This window comes from Polynucleobacter sp. UB-Raua-W9 (assembly GCF_018687435.1).
Lineage (GTDB): Bacteria > Pseudomonadota > Gammaproteobacteria > Burkholderiales > Burkholderiaceae > Polynucleobacter.
This window is the reverse complement of sequence record NZ_CP061290.1, coordinates 973431-997000: the sequence shown is the minus strand read 5'-3', so window position 1 is coordinate 997000 and position 23570 is coordinate 973431. Positions and strand designations below refer to the sequence as shown.

The window sequence follows — 23570 nt, the reverse complement described above, 5'->3', positions numbered from 1 at the left end:
ATCTTAAAGTGAGCATGGTAGAAATCGAATTAGATGGTAAGACGGTAGAAGTTCCGCAAGGTTCGATGGTGATGCACGCTGCGAATAAGCTCGGCACCTACGTTCCTCATTTCTGCTATCACAAGAAATTATCTATCGCTGCTAACTGCCGTATGTGCTTGGTGGAAGTTGAGAAGGCTCCAAAGCCATTGCCTGCTTGCGCTACTCCTGTTACTCAGGGTATGAAGGTGTTTACCCATTCTGCTAAAGCAGTAGAGGCACAACGCTCAGTGATGGAATTTTTGCTCATTAATCACCCATTGGATTGCCCAATTTGTGACCAGGGTGGTGAGTGTCAATTGCAAGACTTGGCTGTTGGTTACGGTAAGTCAAACTCACGCTACAACGAAGAGAAGCGTGTTGTATTCCACAAGAATGTCGGCCCATTAATCTCTATGCAAGAGATGACCCGCTGCATTCATTGCACCCGCTGCGTCCGTTTTGGCCAAGAAGTTGCTGGCGTGATGGAGCTAGGCATGATCAATCGTGGCGAGCATTCAGAAATTACTACTTTTGTTGGACAAACAGTGGATTCAGAGCTATCTGGGAACATGATTGATATTTGTCCTGTGGGCGCATTAACGAGTAAGCCATTCCGTTACGAGGCCCGTACCTGGGAATTAGGTCGTAAGCGTTCTGTCAGTCCACACGATAGCTTGGGTGCTAACACCACCGTGCAAACCAAGGCTAATAAAGTAATGCGTGTTGTTGCTTTGGAGAACGAAGCGATTAATGAATGCTGGATTAGCGACCGTGATCGCTTTTCATATGAAGGTTTGAATAGCGCCGACCGCGTTACTACACCAATGGTGAAGCAGGGTGGTCAGTGGCTAGAAACAGACTGGCAATCCGCATTGGATTACGTAGCCCATTCATTGAAAACAATTGCTGCTGAAAATGGTGTGGAGTCAATTGGCGCTTTAGCTCATCCAATATCCAGCATAGAAGAGCTACACCTCTTGCAAAAATTAGTTCGCGGTTTGGGTTCCCATCAAGTTGAAACACGTTTACGGCAAATAGACGTCAAGGCTGCCGCAAGTGCGCCTTGGCTAGGTATGCCAATTACCAAGTTAAGCGAACTAGATCGCGTTCTCATCATCGGCAGCTTCTTGCGTAAGGACCAACCTGTTATTGCAGCGCGTATTCGGACTGCTGCTAAGCGTAGCTTACAAGTGATGCGTATTGATGCTGGTGGCGATGATTGGCTCATTCCAAGCGGCGGTATTTCTACTGAACCAAGTATTTGGCTAAATGCCTTGAGTGAAATCGCTCTAGCCGTAGCAAATGCAAAATCGGTTTCCGCTCCTGGAGGTACCGCTAATTTACCGGTTTCCCCAGCAGCACAGAAGATTGCCGATGGCTTAATTTCTGGCTCAAGCAAAGCCGTGCTCCTAGGATCAGCCGCAATTGCACATCAACATTCCTCCGATTTGCATGTCATGGCGCAATTTATTGCTGAACAAACTGGTGCTACTCTCGGTTTCTTACCTGTGGGTGGTAATGCTGTCGGCGCTGCATTAGTCAATGCAAATGGTGCCGGGGTCGAAAGCGTTCTGTCTGGTGATCGCCGTGCTGTCTTCTTGATGAACATCGAGCCTGATGCTGATTTACCTGATCCCGCCAAGGCGCGAGCAGCCCTAGCTAAAGCCAATACAGTGATTGCACTGAGTGCTTACAAGAATTCTGATTTGCTGGAGGTGGCGGATGTCATTTTGCCGATCACACCATTTACTGAAACAGTTTCAACCTTTGTGAATGCTGAAGGTAGAGCGCAAACGGTACAGCCTTCAGTGAAGCCTTTGGGCGACTCCCGTCCAGCATGGAAAGTCTTGCGTGCACTTGGTAGCCTCTTAAATCTGGATGGTTTCTTATTCAACTTGCCTGAAGAGGTTTTAGGTGAGGCTCTCAGAGAAAACTATTGCACTCTTTTAAACAATAAAGCCACAAGTAACTCTATTGTGAATGGCAACCTTGCACCATCTAATTGTCTTGAGCGCTTAGCTGACGTGAATATTTATGCTGGCGACTCAATTGTGCGTCGTTCAACTGCATTGCAATTAACGCGCGATGCAAAACGTGGCAATCAGGCCGGTTTAAGTCAAAAGTTATTTGTAGAACTGGGTTTGAACGAGGGTGATGCAGTACGCGTCACTCAAGGTAATCATTCTGTGGATATGCCAGCAACATTAGAGGCGAATCTAGCACCTGGTGCCGTCAGAATATCTGCTGGCACCATGGCTAGCGCGAAATTGGGATCGATGTTTGGTCCTATTACTGTTAGCAAGATATAAGGTAAGAGATGGATAATTTCTTGAACCTCATCACCACTCAGGGAGAAGCTTTCTTTGGTTCTCTATGGCCTCTGGTTTGGGCATTAGTACGCATTGTGATCATCGTATTACCCATGTTTGCTTGTGTAGCCTATTTAACCCTCTGGGAGAGAAAGTTAATTGGCTGGATGCATATTCGTCTTGGACCAAATCGTGTTGGTCCATTAGGTTTGTTGCAGCCGATTGCCGATGCATTGAAACTCCTGATGAAGGAGATTATTGCTCCTGCTCAGGCTTCAAAGGTTCTGTACTTTATTGCACCAATTATGGTGATCATGCCTGCGTTTGCAGCATGGGCAGTGGTTCCTTTCCAAGCCAAAATGGTTCTTGCAGATGTGAATGCTGGCCTGCTTTACATTATGGCGATTTCATCAATTGGTGTGTACGGCGTCATTCTTGCTGGTTGGTCCTCTAATTCAAAATATCCATTCTTAGGCGCAATGCGTGCATCAGCGCAGATGATCTCTTATGAGATTGCGATGGGATTTGCTTTGGTCACTGTATTGCTGACTTCTGGCTCTTTAAATCTGAGTGCGATTGTTGCGTCCCAAGAGCAGGGCCTATTTGCAAGGATGGGATTGAATTTCCTATCCTGGAACTGGTTGCCATTGCTGCCAATGTTCTTGATTTACTTCATTTCTGGTGTTGCAGAAACCAACCGACACCCATTTGATGTGGTTGAAGGGGAGTCTGAAATTGTTGCCGGGCATATGGTTGAGTATTCAGGAATGTCCTTTGCGATGTTCTTCCTGGCTGAATATGCCAATATGATCTTGATTGCAGCAGTAGCTTCAATTATGTTTTTAGGCGGTTGGTTGCCGATTCTGGATTTGCCTATCTTGCGTGATATTCCTGGTTTCTTTTGGTTATTTGGCAAAACCTTCTTCCTCTTGTCTTGCGTTATTTGGTTGCGCGCGACTTTACCGCGCTATCGCTACGATCAAATCATGCGCTTGGGCTGGAAGATTTTTATCCCCATCTCAGTATTTTGGGTGGTTGTCGTTGGCGCATGGGTTGTTTCTCCATGGAATATTTGGAAATAAGTTGATCAATCATGTTTAAGAAAATTTCCCAATTCCTCGATAGCTTGATGCTCAAAGATATCTTGACTGGTATGTCTATTACTGGTCGCTATCTCTTTAAGCCAAAAATCACTATTCAATACCCAGAAGAGAAGACTCCGCTTTCACCACGTTTTCGCGGGTTGCATGCCTTACGTCGCTATGAAAATGGTGAAGAGCGTTGCATTGGCTGTAAATTGTGTGAAGCCGTATGTCCTGCTTATGCAATTACCATTGAAACAGCTCAGCGCGATGACGGAACTCGCCGCACAACCCGCTATGACATCGATTTAACTAAATGTATTTTCTGCGGTTTCTGTGAAGAGGCTTGTCCTGTTGATGCAATTGTAGAAACCAATATTTTTGAATACTTTGGCGATAAGCGTGGTGACCTTTACTTCACAAAAGATATGCTTTTAGCTGTAGGTGATCAGTACGAAACTGATATTGCAGCCAATCGTGCAATCGATGCACCTTACCGCTAATCGGATAGAGCACACATCACTATGACATTTGATCCAGCCACTTTATTTGCTATCTTTTTTTACGGATTTGCAGGCCTATTGGTGATTTCTGCAATTCGGGTGATTACCGCTCGTAACCCTGTGCATGCCGCATTGTTTCTAGTCTTATCTTTTTTCTGCGCTTCTGGCCTTTGGATGCTGCTGAAGGCTGAATTTTTAAGCTTGGCACTTATCTTGGTTTATGTTGGCGCTGTGATGGTTCTGTTCCTCTTCGTCGTCATGATGTTGGATCTTGATTTAGAACATTTACGCCGCGATTTTAGAAAATTCTTACCAGTGGCTTTCTTGATGGGTGCTGTGATTGTCCTGGAGTTATCAATTGTGATCATACGCAGCTTTATCGGCACCAATGCGCCTGTGCAGCCAATGCCAGAAGAGGTTGCCGCTAACAATACTTTGGCTTTAGGTAGATTAATTTTCGTTGATTATGTTTATGCCTTTGAAGTGGCTGGCGTGATTTTATTGGTTGCCATTATTGCTGCTGTTGCTCTGACCTTGCGTAATCGCAAAGATTCCAAATCGCAAAACATCCATGAGCAAGTGAATGTGGTTGCCGCTGACCGGATGCGTGTTGTTAAAATGGACTCGGATATGGCTGCAAAGCAAGATACTAGAGGGGAGAAGAAATGAATATCACCCTAGCTCACTATTTAGTACTTGGTGCAATCCTATTTGCAACCAGCGTGATTGGTATTTTCTTGAATCGTAAGAACGTCATTGTGCTCTTGATGGCAATTGAACTGATGTTGCTTGCTGTCAATATGAACTTTGTTGCCTTCTCTCATTACTTGGGTGATATGGCAGGTCAAGTATTTGTATTCTTTATTTTGACTGTGGCAGCTGCAGAGGCAGCTATCGGTTTGGCAATCTTGGTTGTGCTCTTCCGTAAGGTTGACACCATTAATGCCGAAGATCTTGACCACCTAAAAGGCTAGTCATGCAATTGACCTTAAACATTCCCGTTCTCTGTGCCATTCCTTTGGCGCCATTGTTTGGCTCCATGATTGCTGGCTTCTTTGGTACCAAATTAGGCGGTAATCGCATTGGTCATGGTGCTTGCCAATTTGTTACCATCTTGGGCGTGGCAATTGCATTTGCTTTGTCTTGCAATGTATTGGCCCAGGTAATGGATGGTTTCTATTTCAACGGGACTGTATATCGCTGGATGCAGTTAGGCGAATTAAACCTGGATATTGGTTTCTTAATTGATCCATTGACAGCTATCATGATGTGCGTGGTGACCTTTGTGTCTCTGATGGTTCATATCTATACCATTGGTTATATGCGCGATGAAGAGGGTTATAACCGTTTCTTCTCCTATATTTCTTTATTTACCTTCGCGATGCTGATGCTGGTAATGAGTAATAATCTCTTGCAACTCTTCTTTGGCTGGGAAGCGGTGGGTGTGGTCTCATACCTCTTAATTGGTTTCTACTTTGAGCGCCAATCTGCTGTGTTTGCCAATATGAAGGCCTTCCTGGTAAACCGAGTTGGTGATTTCGGATTCATTTTAGGGATTGGCTTGTTACTGGCTAGCACAGGCTCTATGCAATACGATGTGATCTTTTCTCAAAATACGGCTTTAGCGGCACAGACATTGCCAGGAACTAGCTGGAACTTAGTCACCGTAGTTTGCATCTGCTTATTTATTGGTGCGATGGGCAAATCAGCACAATTCCCATTGCATGTTTGGCTACCAGACTCCATGGAAGGCCCAACCCCAATTTCTGCATTGATTCACGCGGCAACAATGGTTACCGCAGGCATCTTCATGGTGTCACGCATGTCCCCATTATTTGAACTTTCTGATGTTGCTCTGAGTTTCATCCTGGTAATCGGTTCAATTACAGCCCTATTTATGGGATTCTTAGGTATCGTGCAAAACGATATCAAACGTGTAGTTGCTTATTCGACTCTGTCTCAACTGGGTTATATGACGGTAGCGCTTGGTGTATCAGCTTATCCAGTAGCGATCTTCCATTTAATGACTCATGCATTCTTTAAGGCGCTACTGTTCCTTGCCGCTGGTAGCGTAATTTTGGGTATGCACCATGAACAAGATATGCGGAAGATGGGCGGACTTTGGAAATATATGCCACTTACTTGCCTCATGATGTTGCTGGGTAATTTGGCTCTAATCGGAACACCGTTCTTTTCGGGTTTCTATTCCAAAGATTCTATTATTGAAGCGGTTGCCGCTAGCCATATTCCAGGCTCAGGTTTTGCTTACTTTGCGGTGATGGCTAGCGTCTTCGTCACAGCGTTGTATTCATTCCGTTTGTACTTTTGGGTATTTCACGGTAAAGCCCGTTGGGGTCACGCAGATTCGCACGCACATGATCACCATGCTCACGCAGAACAGGGTGACGACCACGCTCATCATGGTTTAGCACCAGGCGAAAAGCCACATGAATCCCCAGCGGTGGTAACCATACCCTTGATTCTCTTGGCGATCCCTTCTGTGATTATCGGTTTCTACACCATTACTCCTCTCTTATTCGGCACATATTTCGGTGACTCCATCTTTATTGATGTAGTGCGTCATCCGATCATGAAAGAACTCGAAGATGAGTTCCATAGCCCTATAGCTATGGCAATCCATGCATTTACATCACCAGTACTTTTATTGGTTGTGCTTGGTGTATTAACTGCCGCAATTGGCTATCTTTGGGCTCCAAAGCTGCCGGCCAAGTTTGCAGAAGCTTTCGCTCCAATTAAAAAATTATTTGATAACAAATACTATCTCGATGATTTGAATCAAGCAGTATTTGCCAAAGGCCTGATTTGGATCGGTAGTTTCTTATGGCACCGTGGTGACCAGAAGGTGATTGACGGCTTCTTTGTTAATGGCAGCGCCCACATAGTAGGGCGTTTTGCCGGCGTAATTCGCCATTTGCAATCCGGTTATCTTTATCACTATGCCTTTGCAATGATTGCAGGCTTAGCGGTATTGTTAGCTTGGGTTTTGTATGCTTACCTGCCTTTTGTTCGCTAGGCCTTTGTTACTTAAGTAGCCATCATGATTCTTTCTTACGCCATCTGGACCCCGATTGTTTTTGGACTCATTATTTTGTTTTATGGGTCTGAGAAACCTTCAGCGGGAGTTCGCTGGTTAGCCCTGATCGGCTCAATCATCGGTTTCATTGCAACACTACCTCTCATCATTCAATTTGATATTGCCAATCCAGGCATGCAGTTTGTTGAGAAGCTCAGTTGGATTCCACGTTACGACATTAACTATTACCTCGGTATCGACGGTATCTCAGTTTGGTTCATCGTACTCACTGCATTCATTAATATTTTTGTAGTGATTGCAGCATGGGAAGTAATTGATACCAAGGTATCGCAGTACATGGCCTCTTTCATGATCCTTTCAGGCTTAATGATTGGCGTATTTTGTGCGCTTGATGCTTTATTGTTCTATGTCTTCTTTGAAGCAACTTTGATTCCGATGTACATCATCATTGGCGTATGGGGCGGACACAACCGCATTTATGCGGCATTTAAATTCTTCTTGTACACCTTGCTTGGCTCACTACTCACTTTGGTCGCCATGCTTTATTTGTACAACGTCACCAATAGCTTTGATATCTTGGTCTGGCAAAATGCCCGTCTTGATATCGTTGAGCAAATTTTATTGTTCTTCGCTTTCTTCATGGCATTTGCTGTGAAGGTACCAATGTGGCCATTACACACTTGGTTACCAGACGTTCACGTGGAGGCGCCTACTGGTGGCTCCGTTGTCTTGGCAGCGATTATGTTGAAGCTAGGTGCTTATGGCTTCCTACGCTTCTCCTTGCCGATTGCTCCGGATGCAAGTCAATATCTTGGCCCGTTTGTAATCTTCTTGTCTTTAGTGGCGGTCATTTATGTTGGTGCAGTGGCCTTAGTCCAAAAGGATATGAAAAAACTTGTAGCGTATTCATCTGTTGCCCACATGGGCTTCGTTACACTAGGTTTCTTCCTTTTTAGCCCATTAGGCATTGAGGGCGGAATTGTGCAAATGATTTCACATGGCTTTGTAGCTGGCGCCATGTTCCTGTCGATTGGTGTGCTCTATGACCGCATGCATACTCGTCAGATTGCGGATTACGGTGGTGTAGTGCATCGCATGCCTGCGTTTACTGCGTTTGCGGTATTGATGGCAATGGCGAACTGTGGTCTACCAGCTACCTCAGGATTTGTTGGTGAGTTCATGGTCATCTTGGCAGCCGTGGATTATGACTTTTTGATTGGTATCTTGGCTGCAACTGCTTTGATTCTTGGTGCAGCGTATTCGTTGTGGATGGTCAAACGTGTTTTCTTTGGCGCCATCGCCAACGCTCATGTTGAGGCATTAAAAGACCTCAATGCCCGAGAATATTTCATGATGACTGTATTAACGATCTGTGTGATTGGTATGGGTGTTTATCCAAAACCATTTACAGACATCATTCATCCTGCCGTGATTAATCTGCTACAGCATGTTGCTGTGAGCAAACTCTGAGTAAAAGCAAATGCAAGCATTCGACCTATACGCCGTCCTGCCGGAACTCGTTTTACTTGTTTTAACCTGCTTATTGTTGGTTGCTAGCGTTTATGTTCCTGAGAGAGTGATATCTACTCCTGGTGTAGAGCAAGATATTTTCCACACCCCGCGTGGAGTTGGCTTTGTATATTTCTTCTCGATTATCTTGTTGGTTTATTTGATTTTTGCATTCATTGGTCGCATGGGAGATCCAGCGCTCATAGCAATGAATGGCCTGTTTCAATCTGATCCATTTTCAAATTTGCTTAAAGCGTGTTCTTGCGTTGCAGTATTGGTCAGTTTGATTTACTCAAAGCAATACCTCACTGATCGCGCGATGTTCCGCCCAGACTTTATTGTTCTGGCCTTGTTGGCGCTCTTGGGCCAAATGGTCTTGATTTCTGGGGCAAACCTCTTAACCTTGTATCTTGGTTTGGAATTGATGGCTTTGCCAACCTATGCACTAGTAGCGATGCGTCATAGCAATGAAAAAAGTGTAGAAGCAGGTATTAAGTATTTTGTTTTGGGTGCCTTGGCCTCAGGATTCTTGCTCTATGGTATGTCTATGCTTTATGGCGTTACTGGCTCTTTAGACCTAATCGAAATCTTTAAAACAGTTGCTGATCCTCGTGTAAATCATTTGGTGATGGCTTTCGGCTTGGTTTTCATTGTTGCTGGTTTAGCTTTTAAGCTTGGCGTAGTCCCTTTTCACATGTGGGTTCCGGATGTGTATGAAGGTGCGCCAACGGCAGTGACCCTCATGATTGCTGCGGCACCTAAGCTCGCTGCATTTGCCTTGTTATTCCGTTTATTGGTTAACACCTTATTGCCACTCTTAGGTGATTGGCAGCCCATGCTTGTATTACTAGCGGTATTGTCCCTGGTGCTTGGAAACGTTACTGCAATTGCGCAAACAAATGTGAAACGGATGCTGGCATACTCTGCGATTGCGCAAATGGGCTTCGTCCTCTTGGGTATGTTATCTGTATTTGATGAACACGCTTTTAGCGCCTCGATGTTTTATGCTATTACCTATGTATTAACAACCCTGGGTACATTTGGTCTATTGATGGCGCTCTCTCGCAAAGGGTATGACTGCGAGACTTTGGATGGGCTTAAAGGTTTGAACAAGAGGCATCCATGGTTTGCATTTATTGGCCTTGTGATGATGTTCTCTTTGGCTGGTATTCCGCCAACCGTTGGTTTTGCTGCTAAATTGGGCGTACTAGAAGCATTGGTTGATGCTGAACATACATTCTTGGCGGTCATTGCCGTTATGGCCTCTTTGATTGGCGCCTTCTATTACCTGCGAGTAGTGAAGGTAATGTACTTTGATGAACCATTGCATGAGACTAGCGTTAGTGGCTCTGGCTTTGCTAAGGGAATCCTAAGTCTGAATTGCATCTTGGTATTGGCGCTCGGTATTGTTCCCTCGGGATTAATGAGCCTTTGCCTTGATGCGATGCGCCGGACATTGTTGGGCTCTTAAATTGCTAAGCTAGCTCTAATAAAGGCTCCAATATGGAGCCTTTATTGTTTTAAGTTTCCTGGCTAGACAGCAATCTAAATGACACGTAACTTTTGTATGATTAGCCAGTACTCATAGATGAAAGCTTGATTCAATGACCGAAAAATCGTTTAAAGATTTGCCAAGTAGCGATCAACATTTGCGTGAAGAGCGAATTTCAGGGGAAGATATTTACGGCGGTATCTTCCTGAATATGAAGAGGGACAAAGTTTCATTGCCCGATGGACAAGAAGCGGTTCGAGAATATTTAACGCATCCTGGAGCAGTAGCGATTCTAGCCATATTGGACGATGGTAGAGTCCTCTTGGAGCGTCAATACCGTTACCCAATCGCTAAGACTTGTATCGAGATTCCTGCAGGTAAACTGGATCCAAATGAAAACCCATTGGTTTGTGCGCAGCGAGAGCTTGAAGAAGAAACTGGCTATTCAGCGAAAAAATGGAGTTATATACGTCGCATTCATCCAGTCATTTCTTATTCAACAGAATTCATTGATATCTATTTAGCTGAAGGTCTTGAGCCGGGTTCCAGTCACTTAGATGAAGAAGAGTTTTTGGACGTCTTTGCAGCACCCCTGGAGCAGCTTCTCTCCTGGGTAGAAGAAGGTGAGATCACAGACGTTAAAACCACCATTGCTGTTTACTGGCTAGATCGCTATCGTCGCGGTTTAATTAGCCCTGAGCCGATTCAATAGGATTTGTGCAAACCCGATTAAAATAGGGGTATTGAATTTAGCACTTTTGCCCTTATATAGGTTTTATGAAAGTTTACAACCTCGCTTGCCCTTTGGATCATCGCTTTGAAGGGTGGTTTGCCTCAGAAGAAGATTGTCTTGCTCAACAGGATAAGGGAATGCTTGCCTGCCCAGTGTGTGACAGCACAGAGATTACTCGGATGCCGTCTGCCCCTCATATTGCCAAATCTTCCTCTACAGAGCTAACAGTATCTAAGGCGGATACTGTTAGCGTCAGCGGTGATGTTGTTGCTTTAACTGGCTCAGACCATTCTCATTTGGAAGCCCAGGTTCAGGCCGCCTTCTTGAAGGGTATGCGTGAGTTAATGGGTCGCTCCGAGGATGTTGGCAATTCTTTTGCTGAAGAGGCCAGAAAGATTCACTATAAAGAATCTCCCGAGCGCAGCATTCGCGGTCAAACTACGCTTGATGAAGCTGAGGCTTTAAGGGAAGAGGGCATTGATATTTTGGCCATGCCAATGATGCCTGCATTCAAAAACACACTGCAATAACAAGAGCTGTAAAAATTACGGTTAAAAAAATAGCGATCCGAAGATCGCTATTTTTATGGGCACTGAAGCAGGTTGATTATTTTGAAGTTGGCATCACAAACTCTGCGCCTTTGGCAATGCTCTCCGGCCAACGTTGCATCACACTCTTTTGCTTGGTGTAGAAACGAACACCTTCTTTGCCGTAAGCATTCATATCACCAAAGATGGATTTTTTCCAACCACCAAAGCCATGCCATGCCATGGGTACTGGAATAGGTACGTTGATGCCAACCATGCCAACTTGTACACGACGCGCAAATTCTCGGGCGATGTTGCCATCACTGGTAAAGCATGCGACACCATTGCCAAATTCACAGGAGTTGACTAGATTCAGTGCGTCAGTAAAGTTTGCAACTCGCAAGCAGGAGAGCACTGGACCAAAGATTTCTTCAAGGTAAATCTTCATATCTGGTTTAACGTTGTCAAATAATGTGCCGCCAATAAAAAATCCATCTTCATTGCCAGGCACCTTTAGGCCGCGGCCATCCACTAAGAGTTTTGCGCCCGAAGCCACGCCACTGTCGATATAGCCGGTAATACGCTCTAAAGCTGCTTTACTCACAATCGGACCCATTTCGGCATCCAGCTCCATGCCGTTCTTGACCTTCAGCGTCTTGGTGCGCTCAATGAGTTTTGGCATGATCTTATCGGCAACGTCGCCAACCAAAACAGCAACTGAGATTGCCATGCAGCGTTCGCCTGCAGAACCGTAGGCAGCGCCAACGAGGGCATCAATTGCTTTATCAATATCGGCATCTGGCATGATGACCATATGGTTCTTGGCACCACCTAAAGCCTGAGAGCGTTTGCCGAAGTGTGCGCAACGTTCATAAATGTAATTGGCAATCGGGGTAGAGCCAACAAAGCTGACCGCTTTAACATCTGGGTTCTCAATCAAGGCATCCACTGCTTCTTTGTCACCCTGAACGACGTTAAATACACCATCCGGTAAACCAGCCTCTTTAAGGAGCTTAGCCATAAATAATGATGCTGATGGATCAGTAGGGCTTGGTTTTAGGATAAAGGTATTGCCACAGGCTATGGCCACTGGAAACATCCACATTGGTACCATGACTGGGAAGTTAAATGGCGTGATGCCAGCAACTACACCCAATGGCTGGCGCATGATCCAGTTATCGATATCAGTAGACACTTGTTCGGTGTAATCACCTTTCAGCAGCTCTGGAATGCCAGTAGCAAATTCTAGTATTTCAATACCGCGGGTAACTTCGCCCTGAGCATCTGTAAATACTTTGCCGTGTTCTGCAGTAATAATGGCTGCTAACGCATCGCGATTGGCATTGAGCAACTCTAGGTATTTGAAAAGGATGCGTGCGCGGCGCAATGGGCTGGTTTGCCCCCAGGTTTCAAAAGCCTTTTGCGCAACCGCTACAACTGCGTCTACTTCTTTTCGGCTTGCTAAAGCAACACGTCGTGCTACGACCCCTTTGGCGGGGTTATAAACATCAGCAAAGCGACCATCTTTTGGGTTCACTACATTGCCGCCAACATAGTGGCCAATATCTGCTTTTGAATCAAAGGCTTGGGGTGCGTTCATAGTCTCTTGAGTGGTATAAATTCTTCGGTTTTAAGTTACTAAAGCTAGCGGACCGATGGGTCAGCGGGCCTTCCTTGTCTTGTATATTCAGCTTTTTGAGTATTCTATCGCTTAACAGCAATTTTCGTATTTTTGACCCCTTTTGGGTCTCTAAAGGCATCCTAATGAGTCTCTTATTTTCTAGCTATATCTTAAATGCACCACGCGGCCCACTAGAGCTGGCTAATCGCATTGTGGTTGCTCCCATGTGCCAATATTCAGCTAGCAATGGTGAAGCCACCGACTGGCATTTGATGCACTGGGGCAATCTTTTAAATAGTGGTGCCGCCTTATTTATCATTGAGGCAACCGGCGTTACTCCCGAGGGCCGAATTACGCCAGCCTGTTTAGGTCTATGGGATGACCGGACGGAAGCTGCGCTTCAGGATAAATTGCATCGTGCCCGCGCTCTGGCACCAGCAACCCCAGTATTTATTCAGCTTGCACATGCAGGACGTAAGGCATCTAGCGCCACACCCTGGGATGGTGGCCAGCTTTTAGCTGCCGATAAAGGTGGTTGGGAAACCTTGGCGCCTTCAGCAATTCCCCAGTTGGATGGCGAACGTCTGCCGCATGAATTGTCAAAGTCTGAATTCAAGCAATTAATCGATGATTTCGTGATGGCAGCAAGGCGTGCTGACAGAATTGGTATAGATGGTATTGAGCTGCATGGCGCCCATGGTTATCTCTTACATCAGTTTTTATCGCCGATTGCGAATCAGCGTAAAGATGAATATGGTGGCTCGTTTGAGAACCGGATTCGTTTTCCTTTGGAGTTATTTGCTGCTGTAAGAGCGGCTTATCAAGGAGTTCTGGGTATTCGTATTTCTGCAAGCGATTGGATCGAGGGCGGCTGGACTCCAGAAGAGACTGCCGACTTTGCAAAACAACTAAAACCTTTAGGATGCAACTTTGTTCATATCTCTTCTGGTGGAATTTCACCGCAACAAAAAATTGCACTTGGGCCTCGTTATCAAGTGCCATTTGCAAAAATTGTTAAAGAAAAATCTGGTTTACCAACGATGACAGTTGGTTTAATCACAGACCCACATGAAGCTGAAGCGATTTTGCAAGATGGCGACGCTGATTTAATCGCTATGGCTAGAGCCTTTTTATATAAACCGCGTTGGGGGTGGGAAGCTGCTGCCGCCTTAGATGGTAAGGTGACAGCTAACGAACGCTATTGGCGCTGCCTTCCTAGAGAGGCTCAAGCTGTATTTGGAAGTGTCAAAATAGGGCAGAGATGAACTATGCAAATCCATCAAGAACAAAAATATTTTTAGGAGACCGTTATGACCAGATTGCACAAAGTCTGTAAATTATTCGCGACGCTTGTATTCGCTGCGACAGCCCAGCTTGCTGGTGCACAAGCCTTTCCAGATCGTCCCATTACACTGGTAGTGCCTAATCCACCAGGTGGTCTGGTAGACACTTCAGCGCGCCTCCTAAGTGAGCCTCTAACACGCGTCATTGGGCAGCCAGTAATCGTTGATAATAAGCCTGGTGCTAGCGGTAATACAGCATATCAATATGTTGCAAAGGCTAGGCCAGATGGCTATACCTTATTGATTTCTTATTCTGGTTATCACGTTGGTAATCCAGCCTTGATGGATAAATTGCCTTGGGATCCTATTAAGGATTTTTCACCGGTAGCTTTGTTGACGGTTTCCACCAATGTGATCGCTGTTCATCCTTCAGTGCCCGTGAATAACCTAAAAGAGTTTATTGCTTACGCTAAAGCCAATCCTGGTAAATTAAATTACGCTTCACAAGGCAATGGTTCAGTCTCTCATATCGGTACAGAGATCTTTAAACAGACTACTGGTGTTGATATGGTCCACGTGCCTTACAAGGGCTCTGGTCCCGCAGTTCAAGACGTACTTGCAGGGCAGGTGCAGGTTTTTATTAGCACGCCACCATCTTTGATGCAACATGTGCAAAGCGGCAAGCTGAAAGGATTGGCAGTAACCGGAAAAAATCGTCACCCTGGTATGCCTAACGTGCCAACAACGGCAGAGGCTGGTCTACCTTCATTTCAACTGGAATCATGGGTGGCTTTGTATGCGCCTACTGCTACACCTAAACCGGTTATTACTAAACTAACCGATTCTGTAAAACAGAGTTTGGCTTTGCCGGAAATTAAAGAGCGTGCTGATGCAGCTGGTGTTGAGTTGCGTTATTACAATCCTGCACAAATGGATGCCTTGCTCAAGAAAGAACTGCCTTATTGGCATAAGGCAATCAAAGCTGCCAATATCACTCTCGACTAATCGTGTTCTTAGGCCTGATCTCGCAACACGGGGTCAGGCAATGCTAGTGCAAACGCTCTAGCAGCACTGAGTAGGAATTGATCTTTGCCTGGGCCTGCAATCAACTGTACACCTACAGGCAATCCACTGGGTCCGCTAGCGACGTTGATGTTAATGCAGGGTAAGCCTAGCATGCTCCAGTCTCTACAAAAAATAGGATCGCCTGTTCCATCTTTTATTAATGGGGCTTCACCAGTGGCACTGGCTGCTATCAGGATATCGACTTCATCATTAAATAGATCTGCTATTGAAGCTTTAGCGCGCTGAACCATTAATAAATCTTTGGCATATTGTTCATAGCTTATTTTGCCGCCCTCATTGAGCAACTTGCTAATTTGAGGATTAATTTGCTTTGGGAAATTCATGCGCTCAAACATAAGGCTGCGAGACATCTCCGACAGCATAATATTAGTTTGGGCTTGCGTTAAACCATCGCATGCCTTTGGCAGCTTTTGATTGCCAACGCTGCCTTTGCAAATCGACTCGGCTGCATGTCGCGCTACTGCCAGGGCTGCAGCAGTTTCTTTTTGTGCGCTTGACCAATTAGCGGTTTTGCAAAGTCCAATGCGAGGTTTGTTATGCAGATCAATGACTGTAGCTAATCGATGGTCACCGCTCATGGCGGCAATCCCTAGAGCAACATCCTCTACGCTGCGGCCAAAGCATCCCAATGTATCCATCGAGATCGAAAGGCTTTTGGCGCCAGCAATGCTGACTTTTCCAAGACTGGGTTTGAAGCCAACAACGCCACAATATGATGCAGGGCGAATAATTGACCCAGCAGTTTGACTGCCTGTTGCCAAGGGCACCATGAAGTCAGCAACTGCAGCAGCTGAGCCACTCGATGATCCCCCTGGACTATGTTTACTGTTATGGGGATTGGTAGTCACACCACCCTTAAAGGTAGCAAATTCTGTGGTGACTGTTTTTCCTAGAATGATGCCGCCAGCTTGGCGCATGAGGGCGATTGAAACGGCATCAGCGCTGGGATAGTTATTTTGATAGATGGGTGATCCATAAGCGGTCGGCAGGTCATAGGTATCGAATAGATCCTTTACCCCAATTGGTAGGCCATGTAATAGCCCCTGTATTGGCCCTTTATCAAGCGCTTTAGCTCTGGCTAAGGCATTTTCTTTGCCAAGGCTGACCCAGGCTTTTATAGAGCTCTCTCGCTGGCCAATTCGGTCTAGACAGGAAAGGAGTAAATCGGTTGCCTTAATGTCTCTTTTGGACAAGGCTTTTGCAGCTTGGGAGGCGCTCAGGCTTTCTAGATCTTTCATAAGTTCTATTCTACGTTTGGTGGCGTATGATCGCAATTTACCGTTTTACCATTCCTAATTAGTCAAGATAGATCAATGAAGCAACATTCAGTCCGTGAAGCATGGCTGGAGGACGCCGTTAGGCACCTTGAGCCCGTATTTTCAAAGGCAGGCTATGCCATCCCCCCAGTAAGAGTTTCCTGTGGATTTCCGGCCTCTAGTAGCCCTAGAACCACCTTGGGGCAATGTTGGCCTCGTGAGCGCTCAGGAGGCGGGGTCAATGAGATTTTTATCTCACCCAAATTAGACGATCCAGTGCAGTTATTGGATACCTTGGTTCATGAGCTCTGTCATGCAGTCGACGATTGTTTTAGCGGCCACGGCGAGGATTTCAAGGGCATTGCTCAAACAGTAGGGCTAGAGGGGCCTGCGAGGATGGCTCATGCCACTGAAGAGCTAACAGTGAGGCTGATGATGATTAGCCAAGAACTCGGCCCATATCCTCATCAGGCGATTGTCTTTCCACCGCCCCGACCCAGCAATGCGAGTCGTAACAAGGCAAAGTGTGGCCAATGCGGTTATGAGGTTACTCTACTAAAAAAATGGGCTAGTTATGGTGCACCCATCTGCCCAAAGGATAATGTTCGAATGGAGGAAGCCGTGCCAGAGACAATCGAAAATACCAGTGATTACGACAGTGAGTCAGTTGCTAAGGGTGGCAAGTCAGCCCCAGATGAAATCCGGCGCGCTATCAGCTAGTGTATAAATCAACCTAATTGCAGTAAACAGAACCATTCATTATTTGAGACAAAAACCATGAACGCAAAAAAAATATTTAAGAATCCAAAAATCGCAGTGATCCCTGGTGATGGTATTGGCAAGGAGGTCATGCCAGAGGGTGTACGCGCATTAGAAGCTGCTAACCGCAAATTTAATATCGGAATGCAGTTCGACCATTTTGATTTTGCGAGCTGTGACTACTACCTTAAGCATGGCAAGATGATGCCGGATAACTGGTTCGAAACGCTTATGCAATACGACGCCATCTTTTTTGGCGCTGTTGGTATGCCAGACATTCTTCCGGACCACGTCTCTTTGTGGGGCAGCTTAATTCAGTTCCGTCGTGGCTTTGATCAATATGTAAACTTGCGTCCAGTGCGTTTATTGCCGGGCATTCCATGCCCCTTAGCAAATCGTAAGCCTGGCGATATCGATTTTTTTGTGGTCCGTGAGAACACTGAAGGTGAGTATTCTAGTGTTGGCGGCAAGATGTTCCCAGATACTGACCGCGAGATCGTCATTCAAGAATCTGTCTTTACAAGACAGGGCGTTGATCGTATCTTGCAATATGCATTTGATTTAGCGCAAAGCCGTCCTAAGAAGCATTTAACTTCAGCAACAAAATCCAATGGTATTGCCATCACAATGCCATACTGGGATGAGCGTGTTGAAGCGATGTCAAAGAAATTTGCTGACGTGCGTACCGATAAATATCACATTGATATTTTGGCAGCGCACTTTGTGATGAATCCCGATCGTTTTGATGTTGTTGTTGCAAGTAACTTGTTTGGAGATATTCTTTCTGATCTGGGCCCAGCATGTACTGGCACGATTGCGGTGGCACCATCAGGAAGCATTAATCCAGAAGGTAAGTTCCCATCATTATTCGAACCGGTTCATGGTTCAGCTCCAGACATCTTTGGCAAGATGATTGCGAATCCGATTGGCCAAATTTGGAGCGGGGCGATGATGTTAGATCACCTCGGTTATCCAGAAGCGGGTAAAGCCATCTTCAATGCCATTGAAAAGGTCTTACTGGCGGGTCCTGGCCATGCGCCTCTGACACCAGATGTTGGTGGTACTGCGAAAACTGATGATTTGGGTAAGGCGATTGCAGCTGCAATCTAAATTGAATTAAGGGGTAGCATTTAAAGGACTCCATACGGGGTCCTTTTTACTTGCCTTAGCAATTTCCGCAAGAATCTTTTCGTGTTGGGCGAGGTCATCATCGCTGGCAGTCAATATCTGTAGATCTGTTGGGAGTGCCCTGGTATGTCCTGACGCATCTGCACCAACGGTATAGTCAATGAGATCAATCGAGAGATCTTCTTGACCCCTTGTCATCGCAACATAAACCTCGGCTAGGAGCTGGGCATCTAAAAGCGCGCCGTGCAAGGTGCGGTGTTGGTTGCTAACAGAAAAGCGTTCACATAGTGCATCTAAAGAGTTACGCTTCCCAGGAAACATTTGGCGAGCATCGAGTAATGTATCGGTAATCTTTGCTGCTAGATTGCGGAACGGTGGACGTTTGAGAAGTGCAAATTCATTATCTAAGAAGCCTAAATCGAAGGCTGCGTTATGAATCACAATTTCAGCGCCGTCTACAAACTCAATCAGTTGATCAACAATATGTGCGAAGACGGGTTTGTCAGATAGAAATTCGCGTGACAGGCCATGAACAGCAAAAGCGCCAGCATCGATATCACGCTCTGGATTGATGTAGTAATGAAAAGTTCTGTCAGTCAGGCGACGACCAACCATTTCTACGCAACCAATTTCAATAATGCGATCACCTGTAGCTGGATTTAAGCCAGTGGTTTCAGTATCGAGAATAACTTGACGCATTAGGTTCCTTCGAGTACTGACGGCGGTATATCCATTGGACCATTGCCTGCATATTTATCGAGGTAGAGATAAATCACTGGAGTAATAATCAAGGTCACGAATTGAGAAAAGATCAGGCCGCCAGCGACGCTAATACCAAGTGGTTGGCGTAATTCAGCGCCGGCACCTAAACCAAAGGCGATTGGAATGGCGCCCATCAGAGCAGCAAAGGTCGTCATCATGATTGGGCGAAAGCGCAAGATACAAGCTTCACGAATAGCCGCTTCTGGAGACATGCCTTGATTCCGCTGAGCGTCTAGAGCAAAGTCAATCATCAAAATCGCATTTTTCTTGACGATACCAATCAGCAGCAAGATACCGATAGAGGCAATGATGGTGAGTTCAAAGCCAAAGATCCGCAGAGCCAAAATAGCGCCAATGGCTGCAGACGGAAGTCCAGCCAAGATTGTCAGTGGGTGGATATAGCTTTCGTACAGAACACCGAGCAAGATATAAATAACGCCTAGCGCCGAGAAAATCAGGATTAACTGACCCGATTGATTGCTCTTAAATACCGCAGCATCACCACCATAGCTGGTGATGATGGATGGCGGCAAATCGATCATCTTGGTGTACTCCTCAATTTTCTTGGTGGCATCACCCAAGAAAATATCTGGGGCCAAGTTGAACGAAAGGGTAACCGCAGGAATTTGACCTTGATGGTTTACCGCAGTAGGTCCAACAGTACGAGTAAAGCTAGCAACACTAGATAAAGGAATAAGCTTATCTGTAGCGCGTCCGCGCACAAAGATCTTATTAAGATCCGTTTCGTATTGACGGTCTTCAACGGCAGCTTCCAAGATGACGTAATAAGTATTGACTGGTGTGTAGATGGTCGAAACTTGCTTTTCACCAAAGGCAGAATAGAGCGCGGTTCGTATATCAGCAATAGTCACCCCAGCACTGGCTGCTTTCTCTCGATCAATATTGATTTTGACGTTCAAACCTTTAAGCTGAGAGTCACTGGTGACATCTCTAAACATGGGGTCAGCACGCATTTTTTGCATGAGCTTATCGGCCCATTCATTCACACCTTCAAAGCCAACGCTTTGTAAAGTAAATTGATAGCGACTCTTACTGCTTTTGCCGCCCAGTTGTAGGTTTTGCACAGGGCGCATGTACACCTGCAGGCCAGGGATCTCTTTAAATTTAGTACGCAGCCCTTCCATGATTTTGGCCATCTTGGCCCGATCACTTTTGGGCTTCAAGATGATGAAAATACGGCCAGTGTTGTAGCCGGAGCTATTGCCACCACCAATGACTGATATTGAGCTGGCAACGTTCGGATCGGCATTGACAAGTTCAGCTGCTTGATCTTGTAGGGTTAGCATGGCCTTAAAAGAAATATCTTCAGAAGCTTCAGTGGTTGCTAGAATTTGCCCAATGTCTTCCTCCGGGAAGAATCCCTTGGGACTGCTTACAAACAATGCGATAGTGATTACGAATGTTGATACAGCACCCCACAACACAATCTTGCGATTTTTTAGGGCAAGATCAAGGTAATGAATATAAGTCTTGAGCATCCAATCAAAGAAGCGATCAAACTTTTTATTGATGGCATATTCTTTAGCATGCTGACCAGGTTTAGGTAGGAAGCGACAGCATAGCATTGGTACAACCGTAAGGGACACCACCGCAGAAACTAAAATGGAGAGCGAAACAACGACAGCAAATTCTCTAAAGAGCAAGCCAATAGGGCCCGGCATAAAAAATAAGGGGATAAATACCGCTACCAGCGAAATGGAGATCGAAATAATGGTGAAGCCAACTTCTTTACTTCCTTTTAATGATGCTTTGAGCGGATCCATGCCTTGCTCAACGTAGCGCATGATGTTCTCGAGAACAACGATTGCATCATCCACCACTAAACCAACCGCCAAGGTAATGCCCAGCAAGGAGATGTTGTCTAGGCTATACCCCATAAAGTACAGCAGAAAGAATGCGCCAATCAATGAAATCGGCAGGCTTATAGACGGAATAATGGTTGCTGAAATATGCTTCAAGAACAGGAAGATCACAAGCACTACTAGCAGGACGGTTAGCCCCAAGGTGAGATTGACATCATGAATCGCCTCAATGATGGAGAGGGAGCGGTCATTTAACAAAGTAAGCCGTATAGATTCAGGCATTTGTTTTTGCAGTTGCGGCAATAGTTGTTTTACTGCTTTAACAACTTCTACAGTATTAGCACCTGGTTGGCGCAAGATGGCAATTGCAATTGAACGTTCGCCATTTGAGCTAGCGAGAGTTTTGACATCCTCGTATGACTCGATTACGTCAGCAACATCCTTGAGATAAATTGGTAAACCATTTTTTTGACTCACAATTAGGTTGCCGAATTCTTCGGCACGGACCAATTGGGGATTGGCATAAATTGTGATTGCTTGCCGGGGCCCATCTAAAACGCCCACTGGACTATTAGAGTTCGCTTTATTAATTGCAGTTGCGACATCGTCCACCGTCAGGTTGCGATTTGCTAAAGCATCAGGGTGAACTTGTACTCTGACGGCATAACGCTTTGCTCCATAAACCAACACCTGTGCAACACCGCTAATGGTGGATAAATTTGGAGAAAGTAAATTCTCGGCGTATTGGTTGATGTCAGATAGGCTAATAGAGGGTGAACTCATGCGCACCACTAGTACCGGGGTATCGGAAGGATTAATCTTGCGATACGAAGGTGGCACGGTCATTTCGATTGGTAGACGCTTTTGCGCGCGTAGTAGAGCGGCTTGAACATCAACTGCTGCTTTATCAATGTCTCGATCGTTATTAAATTCGAGCGTAATGCTGGTGCTACCTAATGAATTTGTAGAGCTAATGATGGTGATGCCATCAATCGTTGAAAATTCCTTTTCTAGCGGCAGAGCAACCGCTGACGCCATATTTTCGGGCGATGCACCTGGCAATGAGGCGCTAACGGAGATAATTGGAGTGTTAAAGCTCGGTAGAGCAGCTACTGGAATCTTGACATAAGCAACTGCACCAGCAATCACGGTGGCTACTGACAGTAGCACCGTCATTACCGGACGCCGAATACATAATTCGGAGAGCGTCATTTTTTCTCTACGGCTGAAGGCGTTGCAGGAGCGGGTGCTGGTTGTGCATTCGCAGTGCTCGCTGGAGTAGATTTTGCTTCGCGCACTTTGCTACCAGGACGTAAGTTTTGCTTACCTTCAATAACTACTCTGTCTCCAGCTTCTATACCAGTCACTACAGAAGAACCTTGATACTCGTAGATCACCTTCACTGGTTTGGATGCTGTTTTGCCATCTTTATCGACAACATATACTAATTTTCCACGAGGATTGATCACAACAGCCTGCGATGGAATCGCTAGGGCATCTTTTAGTGTATTGGCAATGAGGGATACGCGGGCAAACTGACCTGGTAATAGTGTTTTGTTTTCGTTCGGGATTTGTGCTTTTACACGGACAGCTGCAATAGAAGGATCCACTTGGTTATCAATGACGATTACCTTACCTTCATAGGTTTGCTTGCCACTCTCACCGACTGTGACCTTGACAGCCATGGCATCGCCATCCAATTGATTCTCAAGCATCACTGGGATATCTTTTTCAGGAATGACGAACTGAACGTTGATCGGGTTGAGTTGTGTAATCGTGACCATGGAACCTACGCTGGAGGTTGCCGTGGAATTAGTGGAAGTAGAAACTACATTACTTGCTTGAACCAGTGAACCGGGGAAAACATTTACGATACCCGCACGCCCATCAATAGGTGAGCGAATATAGTCAAAAGATAATTGAACTTCAGCAGCCCTGGCTGCGGCTTGAGCCGATTTGGCATTCGCTAAAGAAGTTTCGAGTCCCGCTTTGGAGATGAAGTTCTTATCTACCAGTTCTTTGGCTCGCAAATATTGCTTCTGGGCATCGTCAGCTAAAGCCTTGAGTTTTTCATAATTGGCTTTGTCATTGCGATCGTCCAAGACAAACAGGAGATCGCCCACTTTTACTTCTTGACCATCTTTCACTTCAATTTTGGCAACGGTATTGGTCACCATCGGGCGTATATCCACTATGCTCGCAGAAACAATAGTGCCAGTAGCTTCAATAATGAGGGGGGTATCTTTTTTCTCAACTACGAGGGTGGTCACTGTTACGGGACCACCAGCTTTTTCGGATGCTGGGAAAAAGTAATCATAGGCTTTAGATCCAGCGTAGAGAACGAGGAGCACTAGCAGAATGCGCCACTTAAACCGAATTACGAAAGATTTGGCTGTTGCGTAATCGATTTTCTTGAGTTGACTCATTCTCTGCATTGCTTGGGGAGAATACTTTTGCCAGAGAGCGCAAAGACGCGCCTTAACCGTATCTTTGATTTGCACTAATTTGGCAAATAATTTGTCGAGCGTAGATTCTATTTTTGACACAGTCTCGTTTTCTTGATTTTATAGGGTTCTAGTGCTGTTTTAGCGCTTTTTTGATCAAAGCCATTCTCTCATAAG

At 45.6% G+C, this 23570-nt stretch carries 19 protein-coding genes; 14 read left to right on the top strand and 5 right to left on the bottom strand.

Annotated elements, in window-relative coordinates:
- The first annotated feature begins 14 nt into the window (after positions 1-14).
- The 10 genes from nuoG to AOC07_RS05100 all read left to right on the top strand — a co-directional run bounded on the left by nuoG (position 15) and on the right by AOC07_RS05100 (position 11234).
- Entirely contained in the window at positions 15-2330 is a 2316-nt protein-coding gene (gene nuoG, locus AOC07_RS05145; RefSeq protein ID WP_215356911.1) for an NADH-quinone oxidoreductase subunit NuoG, read from the top strand.
- 8 nt (positions 2331-2338) lie between these two features.
- Complete coding sequence (gene nuoH / locus AOC07_RS05140; RefSeq protein WP_215356909.1) at positions 2339-3412, top strand: NADH-quinone oxidoreductase subunit NuoH; 1074 nt, start codon at positions 2339-2341, stop codon at positions 3410-3412.
- Between the two features lie 11 nt (positions 3413-3423).
- Complete coding sequence (gene nuoI / locus AOC07_RS05135) at positions 3424-3915, top strand: NADH-quinone oxidoreductase subunit NuoI (protein WP_215291990.1); 492 nt, start codon at positions 3424-3426, stop codon at positions 3913-3915.
- Between the two features lie 21 nt (positions 3916-3936).
- A complete protein-coding gene (locus AOC07_RS05130; RefSeq protein ID WP_215356908.1) occupies positions 3937-4584 on the top strand; it encodes an NADH-quinone oxidoreductase subunit J in 648 nt (215 codons plus the stop codon).
- Entirely contained in the window at positions 4581-4889 is a 309-nt protein-coding gene (nuoK, locus tag AOC07_RS05125; protein ID WP_215291988.1) for an NADH-quinone oxidoreductase subunit NuoK, read from the top strand. Before AOC07_RS05130 ends, nuoK begins: the two co-directional genes overlap by 4 nt.
- 2 nt (positions 4890-4891) lie before the next feature.
- Entirely contained in the window at positions 4892-6949 is a 2058-nt protein-coding gene (gene nuoL / locus AOC07_RS05120) for an NADH-quinone oxidoreductase subunit L (RefSeq protein ID WP_215356907.1), read from the top strand.
- 24 nt (positions 6950-6973) lie between these two features.
- Positions 6974-8440 (top strand): NADH-quinone oxidoreductase subunit M, encoded by a 1467-nt coding sequence (locus tag AOC07_RS05115; protein WP_215291986.1) that lies wholly within the window; start codon positions 6974-6976, stop codon positions 8438-8440.
- Between the two features lie 10 nt (positions 8441-8450).
- Positions 8451-9950 (top strand): NADH-quinone oxidoreductase subunit NuoN, encoded by a 1500-nt coding sequence (gene nuoN, locus AOC07_RS05110; RefSeq protein ID WP_215356906.1) that lies wholly within the window; start codon positions 8451-8453, stop codon positions 9948-9950.
- A 133-nt stretch (positions 9951-10083) separates the two neighbouring features.
- The gene (locus AOC07_RS05105) at positions 10084-10683 is read left to right on the top strand and encodes an NUDIX domain-containing protein (protein WP_215291984.1); all 600 of its coding nucleotides are present in this window, start codon (positions 10084-10086) and stop codon (positions 10681-10683) included.
- A gap of 65 nt (positions 10684-10748) precedes the next feature.
- On the top strand, positions 10749-11234 hold the full coding sequence (locus AOC07_RS05100; RefSeq protein WP_215291983.1) for a DUF1178 family protein: 486 nt from the start codon (positions 10749-10751) through the stop codon (positions 11232-11234).
- A 76-nt stretch (positions 11235-11310) separates the two neighbouring features.
- On the opposite strand, the gene AOC07_RS05095 is transcribed toward AOC07_RS05100, so the two are convergent.
- Entirely contained in the window at positions 11311-12831 is a 1521-nt protein-coding gene (locus tag AOC07_RS05095; RefSeq protein WP_215356905.1) for a CoA-acylating methylmalonate-semialdehyde dehydrogenase, read from the bottom strand.
- A 164-nt stretch (positions 12832-12995) separates the two neighbouring features.
- Between AOC07_RS05095 and AOC07_RS05090 the strand changes: the two genes are divergently transcribed.
- Both AOC07_RS05090 and AOC07_RS05085 read left to right on the top strand, forming a co-directional pair.
- Positions 12996-14117: an NADH:flavin oxidoreductase/NADH oxidase gene (locus AOC07_RS05090; RefSeq protein WP_215356904.1), complete on the top strand. Its 1122-nt coding sequence runs from the start codon at positions 12996-12998 to the stop codon at positions 14115-14117.
- A 45-nt stretch (positions 14118-14162) separates the two neighbouring features.
- A complete protein-coding gene (locus AOC07_RS05085; RefSeq protein WP_215356903.1) occupies positions 14163-15140 on the top strand; it encodes a tripartite tricarboxylate transporter substrate binding protein in 978 nt (325 codons plus the stop codon).
- Between the two features lie 8 nt (positions 15141-15148).
- On the opposite strand, the gene AOC07_RS05080 is transcribed toward AOC07_RS05085, so the two are convergent.
- Positions 15149-16459 (bottom strand): amidase, encoded by a 1311-nt coding sequence (locus AOC07_RS05080; RefSeq protein ID WP_215291979.1) that lies wholly within the window; start codon positions 16457-16459, stop codon positions 15149-15151.
- Positions 16460-16534: 75 nt separating this feature from the next.
- On the opposite strand from AOC07_RS05080, the gene AOC07_RS05075 reads away from it, so the two are divergent.
- Positions 16535-17197 carry a SprT family zinc-dependent metalloprotease gene (locus AOC07_RS05075; protein WP_215356901.1) on the top strand — a complete coding sequence of 221 codons (663 nt, stop codon included), beginning with the start codon at positions 16535-16537 and terminating at the stop codon, positions 17195-17197.
- A 57-nt stretch (positions 17198-17254) separates the two neighbouring features.
- Positions 17255-18346: a tartrate dehydrogenase gene (locus AOC07_RS05070; RefSeq protein ID WP_305848894.1), complete on the top strand. Its 1092-nt coding sequence runs from the start codon at positions 17255-17257 to the stop codon at positions 18344-18346.
- A gap of 6 nt (positions 18347-18352) precedes the next feature.
- Here AOC07_RS05070 and dnaQ read toward each other — a convergent pair whose 3' ends face one another.
- From dnaQ to AOC07_RS05055, 3 genes are read right to left on the bottom strand one after another with little or no spacing between them, the layout of a single operon-like run.
- Positions 18353-19063: a DNA polymerase III subunit epsilon gene (gene dnaQ, locus AOC07_RS05065; protein WP_215356899.1), complete on the bottom strand. Its 711-nt coding sequence runs from the start codon at positions 19061-19063 to the stop codon at positions 18353-18355.
- Positions 19063-22161 carry an efflux RND transporter permease subunit gene (locus tag AOC07_RS05060; protein ID WP_215356897.1) on the bottom strand — a complete coding sequence of 1033 codons (3099 nt, stop codon included), beginning with the start codon at positions 22159-22161 and terminating at the stop codon, positions 19063-19065. Before AOC07_RS05060 ends, dnaQ begins: the two co-directional genes overlap by 1 nt.
- A complete protein-coding gene (locus AOC07_RS05055; RefSeq protein ID WP_215356895.1) occupies positions 22158-23495 on the bottom strand; it encodes an efflux RND transporter periplasmic adaptor subunit in 1338 nt (445 codons plus the stop codon). Before AOC07_RS05055 ends, AOC07_RS05060 begins: the two co-directional genes overlap by 4 nt.
- Positions 23496-23570: the final 75 nt, after the last annotated feature.

Excerpts from the sequence above, each read along its gene's own strand:
- nuoG (WP_215356911.1), top strand. The coding sequence starts at position 15 with ATGGTAGAAATCGAATTAGATGGTAAGACGGTAGAAGTTCCGCAAGGT.
- nuoH (WP_215356909.1), top strand. The coding sequence starts at position 2,339 with ATGGATAATTTCTTGAACCTCATCACCACTCAGGGAGAAGCTTTCTTT.
- nuoI (WP_215291990.1), top strand. The coding sequence starts at position 3,424 with ATGTTTAAGAAAATTTCCCAATTCCTCGATAGCTTGATGCTCAAAGAT.
- AOC07_RS05130 (WP_215356908.1), top strand. The coding sequence starts at position 3,937 with ATGACATTTGATCCAGCCACTTTATTTGCTATCTTTTTTTACGGATTT.
- nuoK (WP_215291988.1), top strand. The coding sequence starts at position 4,581 with ATGAATATCACCCTAGCTCACTATTTAGTACTTGGTGCAATCCTATTT.
- nuoL (WP_215356907.1), top strand. The coding sequence starts at position 4,892 with ATGCAATTGACCTTAAACATTCCCGTTCTCTGTGCCATTCCTTTGGCG.
- AOC07_RS05115 (WP_215291986.1), top strand. The coding sequence starts at position 6,974 with ATGATTCTTTCTTACGCCATCTGGACCCCGATTGTTTTTGGACTCATT.
- nuoN (WP_215356906.1), top strand. The coding sequence starts at position 8,451 with ATGCAAGCATTCGACCTATACGCCGTCCTGCCGGAACTCGTTTTACTT.
- AOC07_RS05105 (WP_215291984.1), top strand. The coding sequence starts at position 10,084 with ATGACCGAAAAATCGTTTAAAGATTTGCCAAGTAGCGATCAACATTTG.
- AOC07_RS05100 (WP_215291983.1), top strand. The coding sequence starts at position 10,749 with ATGAAAGTTTACAACCTCGCTTGCCCTTTGGATCATCGCTTTGAAGGG.
- AOC07_RS05095 (WP_215356905.1), bottom strand. The coding sequence starts at position 12,831 with ATGAACGCACCCCAAGCCTTTGATTCAAAAGCAGATATTGGCCACTAT.
- AOC07_RS05090 (WP_215356904.1), top strand. The coding sequence starts at position 12,996 with ATGAGTCTCTTATTTTCTAGCTATATCTTAAATGCACCACGCGGCCCA.
- AOC07_RS05085 (WP_215356903.1), top strand. The coding sequence starts at position 14,163 with ATGACCAGATTGCACAAAGTCTGTAAATTATTCGCGACGCTTGTATTC.
- AOC07_RS05080 (WP_215291979.1), bottom strand. The coding sequence starts at position 16,459 with ATGAAAGATCTAGAAAGCCTGAGCGCCTCCCAAGCTGCAAAAGCCTTG.
- AOC07_RS05075 (WP_215356901.1), top strand. The coding sequence starts at position 16,535 with ATGAAGCAACATTCAGTCCGTGAAGCATGGCTGGAGGACGCCGTTAGG.
- AOC07_RS05070 (WP_305848894.1), top strand. The coding sequence starts at position 17,255 with ATGAACGCAAAAAAAATATTTAAGAATCCAAAAATCGCAGTGATCCCT.
- dnaQ (WP_215356899.1), bottom strand. The coding sequence starts at position 19,063 with ATGCGTCAAGTTATTCTCGATACTGAAACCACTGGCTTAAATCCAGCT.
- AOC07_RS05060 (WP_215356897.1), bottom strand. The coding sequence starts at position 22,161 with ATGACGCTCTCCGAATTATGTATTCGGCGTCCGGTAATGACGGTGCTA.